The 4,702-nt window shown below is 70.1% G+C and carries 5 protein-coding genes and 1 pseudogene; 2 read left to right on the forward strand and 4 right to left on the reverse strand.

The annotated features are described in order from the left end of the window. Nucleotides 1-453 (forward strand): annotated as a pseudogene (locus QZV72_RS01835) (hypothetical protein); the annotation flags it as partial. Between the two features lie 55 nt (nt 454-508). On the opposite strand, the gene manA reads toward QZV72_RS01835, so the two are convergent. The 3 genes from manA to QZV72_RS01850 all read right to left on the reverse strand — a co-directional run bounded on the left by manA (nt 509) and on the right by QZV72_RS01850 (nt 3,751). After that, entirely contained in the window at nt 509-1,690 is a 1,182-nt protein-coding gene (gene manA, locus QZV72_RS01840; RefSeq protein WP_297004519.1) for a mannose-6-phosphate isomerase, class I, read from the reverse strand. A gap of 103 nt (nt 1,691-1,793) precedes the next feature. Next, on the reverse strand, nt 1,794-3,182 hold the full coding sequence (locus tag QZV72_RS01845; protein ID WP_297004509.1) for a phosphomannomutase/phosphoglucomutase: 1,389 nt from the start codon (nt 3,180-3,182) through the stop codon (nt 1,794-1,796). A gap of 71 nt (nt 3,183-3,253) precedes the next feature. Then, nucleotides 3,254-3,751, reverse strand: a complete 498-nt coding sequence (locus QZV72_RS01850; protein ID WP_297004512.1) for a DUF3499 family protein — start codon at nt 3,749-3,751, stop codon at nt 3,254-3,256. A gap of 174 nt (nt 3,752-3,925) precedes the next feature. On the opposite strand from QZV72_RS01850, the gene QZV72_RS01855 reads away from it, so the two are divergent. Then, nucleotides 3,926-4,423, forward strand: coding sequence for a metallopeptidase family protein (locus QZV72_RS01855; protein WP_297004514.1), 498 nt, complete (start codon nt 3,926-3,928; stop codon nt 4,421-4,423). Nucleotides 4,424-4,442: 19 nt separating this feature from the next. Here QZV72_RS01855 and QZV72_RS01860 read toward each other — a convergent pair. After that, nucleotides 4,443-4,702: WhiB family transcriptional regulator (locus QZV72_RS01860; protein WP_297004517.1), on the reverse strand; the 260-nt coding region annotated here is incomplete at its 5' end.

The raw sequence follows: 4,702 nt of genomic DNA on the forward strand, positions 1-4,702 counted from the left end.
CCCCGTACCGGTGTGCCGCAGCAGACCGCACCTCCCCCGGGGACCATCGGTGGCCTCGCCACACTGAGTGAGGATCCCTACCTGCCGCCGAATGCATGGAACGGTGGCGCCAGTCTGGCGCCCGGAACCACGGCCCCGGGGTCGACGCCACGCAACCCCGGCGCGGCCACCGGCACCGCCACGCCCGGTACCGCGACCGGCAGCCCCTCGACCCCGGGCCGCCCGCAACTGCCCGACCTGCCGTCATTCCCGGGCTTCCCGTCATTCCCCGATCCGACGGAAGGTTCCTCGACGGGGCAGAGCACGACCGAGGAAACCCCCGGCGATGCCGGGGAGGGCGCCGACCAGGATTCCGACGACCAGGATTCCACGGACACCCCGGGAAGCACGACCCCGGACGCGCCGACAACCACTGAACCGACCGGTCCCACCGAACCCACTGAGCTCAACTGAGCCCAGCTGAGCCCGGCTGAGTTCGACCAGCCCCGGGCCGTGCTGCCCGGCGCGGTCAGCCAGCTGTCGCGATGAAGGTGCGTCCCAACGACGTCACCCGCACGTCCGATTCCGTGAGCGCGGGCACCCACACCGCCTGCCCCGGTCGCAACCGGGTCGGAGCGGAACCCACCGAGTCGGCGAGCTCGGCACCACCGGCCGCCACCAGCACCACGGCGGGACCTGTCACCGGGGCGACCTGGCCGGTGTCGACCTCACGTAGCGCGAAGTCGGGCACGGGGACCTCGAAGCAGCCGTCGGCGTCGCGCGGGCACACCGGATCGTCAACCGGGGCGAAGTCCATCACACGCATCAGTTCGGGCACGTCGATGTGCTTGGTGGTGAGACCGCCACGCAACACGTTGTCGGAGTTCGCCATGATCTCCACACCGGTGCCCCGTAGATAGGCGTGGAGCTTGCCGGCGGTGAGGAACAGGGCCTGCCCCGGCTCCAGCACCACATGGTTGAGCAGCAGCGAGATCAGCACCCCGGAATCGCCCGGGTACTGTTCTGCGAGTTCGACGGCGGCCTGTGCCGGGCCACGCATCCAGCCGGGGGCCTCCCCCGAGTCGACCCGGTCCGCCAGTCGGCGGCACCCGGTGCCGGTCGCGGCAACGAGGTCCCTCTTCGCGGCGGACGGGAGGGTGATCCAGGTGGTGACCAGGGCTCGGAGATCCTCGGCGTCCGCCCCGGAACCTAGCAGCGCGGTGGTGCGCTCCAGGCCGGGAACTGCCAGCGAGGCGAGCAGTTCCCGGGTCTTCCCCAACGGACGGAACCCCGCGAGCGCCTCGAAGCGGGTGAGCGCCACGAGCAGCTCGGGCTTGTGGTTGTCGTCCCGGTAGTTGCGCTGGGAGGCCGTCAGGGGCACACCGGCTGCGTTCTCCCTGGCGAAACCCTCTTCTGCCTGCTGCTTCGTCGGGTGCGCCTGCAGGCTCAACGCCTGGTCCGCGGCGAGCAGCTTGATAAGGAAAGGGAGCCGGTCACCGGACCGGCCCGCGCCCAGCTGCCCCGCCGGGTCGGCGGCGATGATGTCCAGCAGTGTCCGACCGTCACCGGAGATGACGCTGGGTGCGGCCGGGTGCGCCCCGAACCACATCTCCGCCTCCGGGTGTTCGGTGGGCAGGGGGCGTCCGGTGAGGTCAGCCAGGGCGGTCCGGGAACCCCAGGCGTAGTTGCGGACGGTGCCGTCGATGCGCAGCGGCCGCGCCGTGGTCGCCGGTGTCCCGGCCGCCGCCGACGGCGTCGCGGTGTGCACCGGATTCGGTGGGGTCTCAGAAGTCACTGTGTCGGTGTCCCCTCTCTCACGCCCGGATGACCGAGAGTGCCTTGTCCACGACCTCGGCGACACGCCCGGCGGTCGGCGCCTCGACATTGAGCCGCAGCAGCGGCTCGGTGTTGGAGGCACGGATATTGAACCAGGAACCGTCGGCGAGCTCGACGGTCGCACCGTCGAGATCGTCGGCGGACACAGTTTCGTCGGCGAAGGCCGCGACCACTGCGGCGGTCCGCCCGGCCTGGTCGGCGACCTCGGAGTTGATCTCCCCGGAGGCCTCGTAGCGGGAGTACGCCTTCTTCAGCTCCGACAGTGGCTTGTCCTGTGCGCCGAGAGTGGCGAGGACGTGGAGCGCGGCGATCATGCCGGAGTCCGCGTTGAAGAAGTCGGAGAAGTAGTAGTGGGCGGAGTGTTCGCCACCGAAGACGGCGTGCTCCTCAGCCATCCGCGCCTTGATGAAGGAGTGGCCCACCCGCGTACGTACCGGCCTACCACCGAGTTCGGTGACGAGTTCCGGCACCGCCTTGGAGGTGATGAGGTTGTGGATGATCGTCGCACCCGGGTTCTGTGCCAGGTACCGTTCGGCGATCATGCAGCATATCGCCGAGGGGCTGACCGCGTCCCCGAGTTCGTCGACGATGAAGCAGCGGTCCGCGTCCCCGTCGAAGGCGATGCCGATGTCGGCGCCCTTGTCGACGGTGAACTTCTGCAGGTCCACAAGGTTCTTCGGGTCCAGCGGATTGGCCTCGTGGTTCGGGAAGGTGCCGTCGAGCTCGAAGTAGAGGTCGTGCAGGGTGAGCGAAGGCTCGGTGCCGAGCACTGCCGGGGCGGTGAGCCCTCCCATGCCGTTGCCGGCGTCCACGGTGACGGTCAGCGGTCGGATGTGGTCCAGCGGAACGAGGGACTTCAGGTAGGTCGCGTAGTCGGCGAGGACGTCACGGGAGCCCACGGTTCCGGGCGTGCCCCCGTAGGAGGGGACACCCCCGACCAGCATGTCGACGATCTGGGACAGGCCGGTGTCCTGGCCGACCGGTCGGGCGCCGGCACGGCACATCTTGATGCCGTTGTACTTCGCCGGGTTGTGGGACGCGGTGAACATCGCGCCCGGGCAGTCCAGGGCGCCGGCGGCGTAGTAGAGCTCGTCGGTGGAGGTCAGGCCGAGCTCGACGGCGTCGAGACCCTGGGATGTGACGCCGGCGGCGAAGGCCGCGGAGAGTTCCGGGGAGCTGGGGCGCATGTCGTGGCCGATGACCACGGTCTTCGCGCCCTCCCCACGCATGAGGTGGCCGAAGGCGGCTCCGGTGTCCCGGACCAGGTCGGCGTCGATGCCCTCACCGACCACGCCGCGGACGTCGTAGGCCTTGATGACGCTGCTCAGCGACTCGCGGGTGCGGGGGGACGGGGTGGTTGACGTCATGGGCGGTAACTCCTTGGGTTCTGGGGATCATCGGTGCGGGAGAGGGGTGTCCGGGAAGACCCGGTGGAGTGTCAGTCTGCGTCCCGGACCGCGTGGAGATGGCGGGCCGGGGTCCGGCGGGGGAGGTTCCCCCGCGACGGGTGGTGACCACTGGGCCGGGGCAGGTCCTCGCGGCGGATGATGGTGCCGGCGGGGGGCGGGGGATCGACGACGCCACTCCCGGTGGCGGCGTCCGCTCCCTGGTCGGCGGTTGCCTCCCCCACCGCCTCCATCGCCTCGGCGAGCACCTGCATCTCCTCGTCAGTGAAGTCGCTCGTGTCCGTGACAGCGTCGCCGAAAGGGTCCGGGACGCCCGCGCCGGTGATGTCCTCGCGGACCAGGTCCCACCCTTCCGGGACGGTGAGCCGCGAGACGTGTCGGCTGCAGAGGTCCCAGCTGTGCGGGTCCCCTCCCGGGCCCAACGCGGTCACGGTCGCACGGCTCGCCCGGTAGTTGTAACGCAGGGTGGCCACGGCCGGGGTACTGCATCCGGGCCTGGAGCACTGTCGGTAGTCAGTCACGGAGGCCATTTTAGCCCCCCGCGGGACTCCTGTGCGGGACCGGTGCCGGAGCGCGTGGCGTTCCCCGGGAGGAAAGGTCCGGGGGAAAGGGCCGGAGGACGGGGCAGAGGAGGCAGAGGAGGGGGCGGAGGACAGCGGTGTCATGCGCCGTGGTCGTGCAGGGCCCGGGTTAGGATCGGTGGCATGACAGAAAATGGACATCAGCGGGGGTCCCGCGGTTTCGGCGCCGTGCGCGCCGCTCACCGCGATCCGCGGGGCCGCGGCCTGCGCGGCATCCTCATGCCGGATCTGCCGAGGCACAGTACCCGCGCCGAGGCGTTCGATGCCGCGGTCCTCGACGTCTACGCAGATGTGCTGGACCGGTTCGGCGACCGGCTCGACGGGCTCGACATCGCGGTGGACATGATCCCCCGCATGCGGATGGACGCTTCGGTGTCCCGGTGGTCCGACGAGGTCGCCGCCGACGGTCCGGTCCCACTGGGGCGTCTGGTGCCGGTCGGGGTCGACGAGCGGGGGGCTCCGACACGGCCGCGGCTCATCGTCTTCCGGCGTCCGGTGGAGGAGCGCGCCAACGACCGGATGGAGCTCGAGCAGTGGCTGCGCTTTGTCATCGCCAGCCTGGTGGCGACCTACCTCAACGTGACCCCGGAGCTCGTCGACCCCGGCTTCGACTGGGATTGACCGGACCGGGGGACGGTGGTCAGCCGAGCCGCTTCTTCAGGCGCCGGCGTTCACGTTCGGACAGTCCACCCCAGATGCCGAAGCGCTCATCATGTTCGAGGGCGTACTCGAGGCATTCGTCGCGCACACCGCAGGCGCGGCAGATGCGCTTGGCCTCACGGGTGGAGCCACCCTTCTCAGGGAAGAAGGCCTCGGGATCGGTCTGGGCGCACAGCGCCTGCTCCTGCCACTCCTGGACGACCTTGTCGTAGAACTCGTCGAAATCCTGGGTGAGGTCGG

Origin of the sequence: uncultured Corynebacterium sp., assembly GCF_902782855.1 — a bacterium.
Classification (GTDB): domain Bacteria; phylum Actinomycetota; class Actinomycetes; order Mycobacteriales; family Mycobacteriaceae; genus Corynebacterium.